General features: G+C 37.8%; 6 protein-coding genes. 2 read left to right on the top strand and 4 right to left on the bottom strand.

What is annotated here, in order from left to right; all coding sequences use genetic code 11:
* Nucleotides 1–243 carry a hypothetical protein gene (locus B3I52_RS01475; protein WP_293297800.1) on the bottom strand — a complete coding sequence of 81 codons (243 nt, stop codon included), beginning with the start codon at nucleotides 241–243 and terminating at the stop codon, nucleotides 1–3.
* 45 nt (nucleotides 244–288) lie between these two features.
* On the opposite strand from B3I52_RS01475, the gene B3I52_RS01480 reads away from it, so the two are divergent.
* Entirely contained in the window at nucleotides 289–456 is a 168-nt protein-coding gene (locus B3I52_RS01480; protein ID WP_293297802.1) for a hypothetical protein, read from the top strand.
* 93 nt (nucleotides 457–549) lie between these two features.
* Here B3I52_RS01480 and B3I52_RS01485 read toward each other — a convergent pair whose 3' ends face one another.
* Genes B3I52_RS01485 through B3I52_RS01495 form a run of 3 tightly spaced genes read right to left on the bottom strand, consistent with a single transcriptional unit; the run spans nucleotide 550 to nucleotide 1,988 of the window.
* On the bottom strand, nucleotides 550–1,101 hold the full coding sequence (locus B3I52_RS01485; protein ID WP_293297803.1) for a hypothetical protein: 552 nt from the start codon (nucleotides 1,099–1,101) through the stop codon (nucleotides 550–552).
* A 54-nt stretch (nucleotides 1,102–1,155) separates the two neighbouring features.
* Nucleotides 1,156–1,422, bottom strand: a complete 267-nt coding sequence (locus B3I52_RS01490; protein ID WP_293297806.1) for a hypothetical protein — start codon at nucleotides 1,420–1,422, stop codon at nucleotides 1,156–1,158.
* Between the two features lie 20 nt (nucleotides 1,423–1,442).
* On the bottom strand, nucleotides 1,443–1,988 hold the full coding sequence (locus tag B3I52_RS01495; protein ID WP_293297809.1) for a DUF6252 family protein: 546 nt from the start codon (nucleotides 1,986–1,988) through the stop codon (nucleotides 1,443–1,445).
* 341 nt (nucleotides 1,989–2,329) lie between these two features.
* Between B3I52_RS01495 and B3I52_RS01500 the strand changes: the two genes are divergently transcribed.
* Nucleotides 2,330–4,204, top strand: coding sequence for a DNA topoisomerase IV subunit B (locus B3I52_RS01500; protein WP_293297812.1), 1,875 nt, complete (start codon nucleotides 2,330–2,332; stop codon nucleotides 4,202–4,204).
* Nucleotides 4,205–4,558 lie beyond the last annotated feature (354 nt).

A 4,558-nucleotide genomic window follows, 5' to 3' on the forward strand; every position in this document is an offset into this window, starting at 1 on the left:
TTATCTTAAATGCACAACAGGTACACCATTATGATCGAAGTAAGAGAAATCTAATATAGAATTTAACATTCCTCCTCTTGGTATCCAAATTTCACCATTAAGCAAAAAACCGAAAGTATTTCTGCCGTCCTGAGTTATGGGCGGAAGCTCTTCTTTACCGGACAATTTACCGTCTTTTCTACATTGCATCCCTGTAAAAAGTGCAAAGATTACGGCTAAGAATATAAATTTTAAATTTCTCATGGCGTTTTCTTTTAGTTAAGTAAATTTAGGCAAGGAAAGGCATTAATGCAATATCTAAAAATGGGTATTTTGCTATCGGTAAGCGTACCATTAAAAGGCGTTAACGAAACTAAAGGGAATGCCCGCTCTTACAAAAAACCTGTAGAAATGGCGCTGCGGTTCAATTGGGCAAAAATGAACTGCATTTTGCCGGCTAATGAGGTGGTATCTTGAGCATGACCAGCCCCTACATTCATTAGAATGATAAAGAGGATAAAATAGATTTTCTTCATATCTTGAGAGATTTAGTAATTGTTCTAAACGTTTTTATTCTATTTTAAGGTCGAAACGGCCCTGCGTGGCATTGATGGTCGGGCAACCATTTTTCTCTAATTTAAACTCAAACGTACCAGAAATAATTTTATTGGCAAGATCAAGTTTGGTAACAACTAAAGTACCGGTTTGTTTATTGTTATCAATTTCATAACCGTTATACCTGCAATCCGTAGTCTTTCTAAAAAGAACAATAACATTATCCTTGTTTGTAGGATAGTTTCCCAGAGAATTTACATTGTAACTCCCAAAAGCTATACTTTCATATTCTGTGTCACTAGACAAATACCTTTTTGCAACAATGTTTAGTGTCCCTCCTTTATGGTTAGGATCATAAGATAAGTCTAGTTTTTGGTCTAAAAGCCCTCCTTTGGGCAGCCAAACCTCTCCGTTTAGCAAAAAGCCAAAGGTATTTGCGCCTGTTTGTGTAGCGGCAGGCAATTGTTCTTTATTGGGGTTTTGGTTATCCTTTTTGCATTTCATGCCTGTGATGAGCAGAAAACATAAAGCCAAAAGCATAAAGCTGTAGTGTTTAAGCGTTTTCATTTTTTATATTTTGGTTTATCGAATTTAGAGATAAATTGTTTATAAATCAACCATTTATACGCCTAATGAACGAAATATCGTAAAGTAGCTTGCCCTTAAATTATTCAATTGCACTTTGTTACTATCGGTAAGTGTACCATTAAAAGGCGTTAACGAAACCAAAGGAAATGCCCTTTCCTCTAAAAAGCCTGTGGAAATGGCACTGCGGTTTAACTGTGCAAACACAAATTGCATTTTGCCCGCTAATGAGGTGGTATCTTGGGCATAGCCGAGCCCAATACTCATCAAGCTAATGATGAATAAAATGTAAAGTCTTTTCATAACAATATAGCGGTTTAAGTTTATTCTATTTTCATGTCAAATCTGCCCTGCGTGGCATTAATGGTTGGACAACCATTTTTTTCCAATTTAAATTCAAATGTACCAGAGATAAATTTATTTGTCAGGTCTAGTTTGGTAATAACTAATGTGCCATTCTGTGAACTTGAACTTTCATTCCAATGATAACTACAGGAAACTGTGTTGTTGAAATAAATAGTTACTTTATCAGCTGCGATAGGGTAGGTTCCAATCGCACTTATATCAAAACTTGAAATCGAAATGCTCTGAAAACTTCCATCATCAAAATATCTTTTGGCGATGATATTAAAGGTTCCTCTCTTATAGCTTGGGTCATAAGACAAATCGAGTTTCTGATCTAACAGCCCTCCTTTGGGCAGCCAAACCTCTCCGTTTAGCAAAAAGCCAAAAGTATTTGCGCCTGTTTGTGTAGCGGCAGGCAATTGTTCTTTGCTAGGGTTTTGGCTGTCTTTTTTGCATTTCATGCCTGTGATGAGCAGAAAACATAAAGCCAAAAGCATAAAACTGTAGTGTTTAAGCGTTTTCATATTTTATATTCTGGTTTGTTGAATTTAGAGATAATTTTTTAAAAATCAACTATTTATACTTGTGCTGGGTAGTATCACTATGCCGCAAAGAAATTATAGATGGCGAGGACGCGTCCTTTGCGGCTAATGCAGCGTTTGCCGTTTCCTCATATTAGGATCTCCAATCTGGTTTGCATAATTCGGATCATGGATACTATGATAAGGCTTCGAAGTTACAAATTCCGAAAAGCGGACGAATTGGGTGATTGTTTAAATGTGGAAATCTAACCTGTAAAAGCCCTTAAAATTGATTAAATTTGTAAGGTTGCTTTTTAAGTATTATCAAACCCCATCAGCGTATCATGGCAGAACCTATTTACAACGAAGACAGTATTAAATCTCTAGATTGGCAAGAACATATTCGCCGTAGGCCAGGTATGTACATTGGTAAACTGGGCGATGGTTCGGCACAAGACGACGGTATTTATGTATTGTTGAAAGAAATTTTGGATAACTCTATTGATGAGTTTATGATGGGGGCCGGAAAAACCATTGATATTACCCTGCACGAACACAAAGTGAGCGTACGCGATTATGGTCGTGGTATCCCTTTGGGTAAGGTAATAGATTGTGTTTCTAAGATGAATACCGGTGGCAAGTACGATAGTAGCGCTTTCCAAAAATCGGTGGGCATGAATGGGGTAGGAACCAAGGCGGTGAATGCGCTTTCTACCATTTTTGTGGTACAAAGCTATCGCGAAGGCAAAACCAAAAAGGTAGAATTTAGTAAAGGATTGGTAACTACCGAGCATCCAGAAATAGAAACTACACAGCGTAACGGAACCTCGATTACCTTTTATCCGGACGAAACTATTTTTAGGAACTACCACTACATTGCAGATTTTGTAGAAAGTATGATTTGGAATTACGTGTTCTTGAATACAGGTTTAACCATCAATTTCAATAATCAAAAATACTTTTCTGAAAGAGGTTTGTACGATTTGCTTTCTAAGCAAAATAAGCCAGAAGAAATTAGGTACCCAATTATTCATCTAAAAGGGCACGATATTGAAGTTGCCATGACCCACGGACAGCAATACGGAGAAGATTATCACTCTTTCGTAAACGGCCAATATACTACGCAAGGCGGTACGCACCAAGCAGCATTTCGCGAAGCGGTGGTAAAAACCATTAGAGAGTATTATAATAAAGATTACGATGCTTCGGATATTAGGGCTTCGATAATTGCTGCCATTGCCATTAGGGTACAAGAGCCAGTTTTCGAATCGCAAACCAAAACCAAACTAGGGTCGGAACGTATAGCACCTGAGGGACAAACCGTACGTACCTTTGTAAACGATTTCTTAAAGAAGGAGCTAGACGATTACCTGCATAAACACAAAGAAGTTGCCGATGCGATAGAGGCACGAATTAAGCAATCGGAACGTGAACGTAAGGATATTGCGGGCATTAAAAAATTGGCTAACGACAGGGCAAAAAAAGCATCGTTACATAACAAGAAACTGAGAGATTGCAAGGTGCATTTTAATAGCAACCACGATAGGAGGTACGAAACTACTTTATTTATTACCGAAGGAGATTCGGCATCGGGGTCTATTACTAAATCTAGAGATGTAGAAACGCAAGCCGTATTTAGCTTAAAAGGGAAGCCCTTAAACTGTTACGAACTTACCAAAAAGGTGGTTTATGAAAATGAAGAGTTTAACCTGTTACAACATGCCCTAAACATTGAAGATGGCTTGGAAGGGCTGCATTATAACAACATTGTAATTGCAACCGATGCCGATGTAGATGGCATGCACATTCGTTTGTTGATGATGACTTTCTTCTTACAGTTTTTCCCAGATTTAGTAAAAGCAGGCCATGTTTATATTTTACAAACCCCACTTTTTAGGGTAAGAAATAAAAAAGAAACCATTTATTGCTATAGCGATGAAGAGCGTAGAAATGCCATTGCAAAATTGGGCGGCAAGCCAGAAATAACCAGGTTTAAAGGCTTGGGAGAAATCTCTCCAGATGAGTTTGGTTTGTTTATAGGTAAAGATATTAGGCTAGATCCGGTAATTTTAAAAGAACAAACCATTAAAAGCTTGTTAGAATATTATATGGGTAAAAATACCCCCGATAGGCAACAACATATCATCAAAAATCTACGTATAGAAAAAGATGAAGTAGCGAAAGAGGAAAAAGAACCAGAAGATTTAGAAGTTGCTTAAGGCTTTTGTACGCCGATTTTTTACTTCATATTAAAAAGCCGTTTAAATGGTAGCCTTTGACAAGCTCAGGCTCTTAGAAGCTGTTTAAAAATGGATAACTATATTTACATTGCGTTTGGCGAGGACGCCAAACGTTGGCCTAAGGCCTAGGGGCAGATAACGGCGTCCCCGCCGTCCATACATATTTATTTGGCCAACATTTAAGCAGTTTCTAAATCTGTAGCTATTTTTTATTCCTTTATTTTACAGGTTGGGTTTGGTGGTGACACCAAACTATAGCTATGGGCTGTAGGCGAGTGTCACCACCCGCCTATGTATTTATTCTTATTGAAATTTAAACAGCTTCTAAATCTG

Origin of the sequence: Pedobacter sp. UBA4863 (assembly GCF_002399615.1) — a bacterium.
In the GTDB taxonomy this organism is placed as follows: domain Bacteria; phylum Bacteroidota; class Bacteroidia; order Sphingobacteriales; family Sphingobacteriaceae; genus Pedobacter.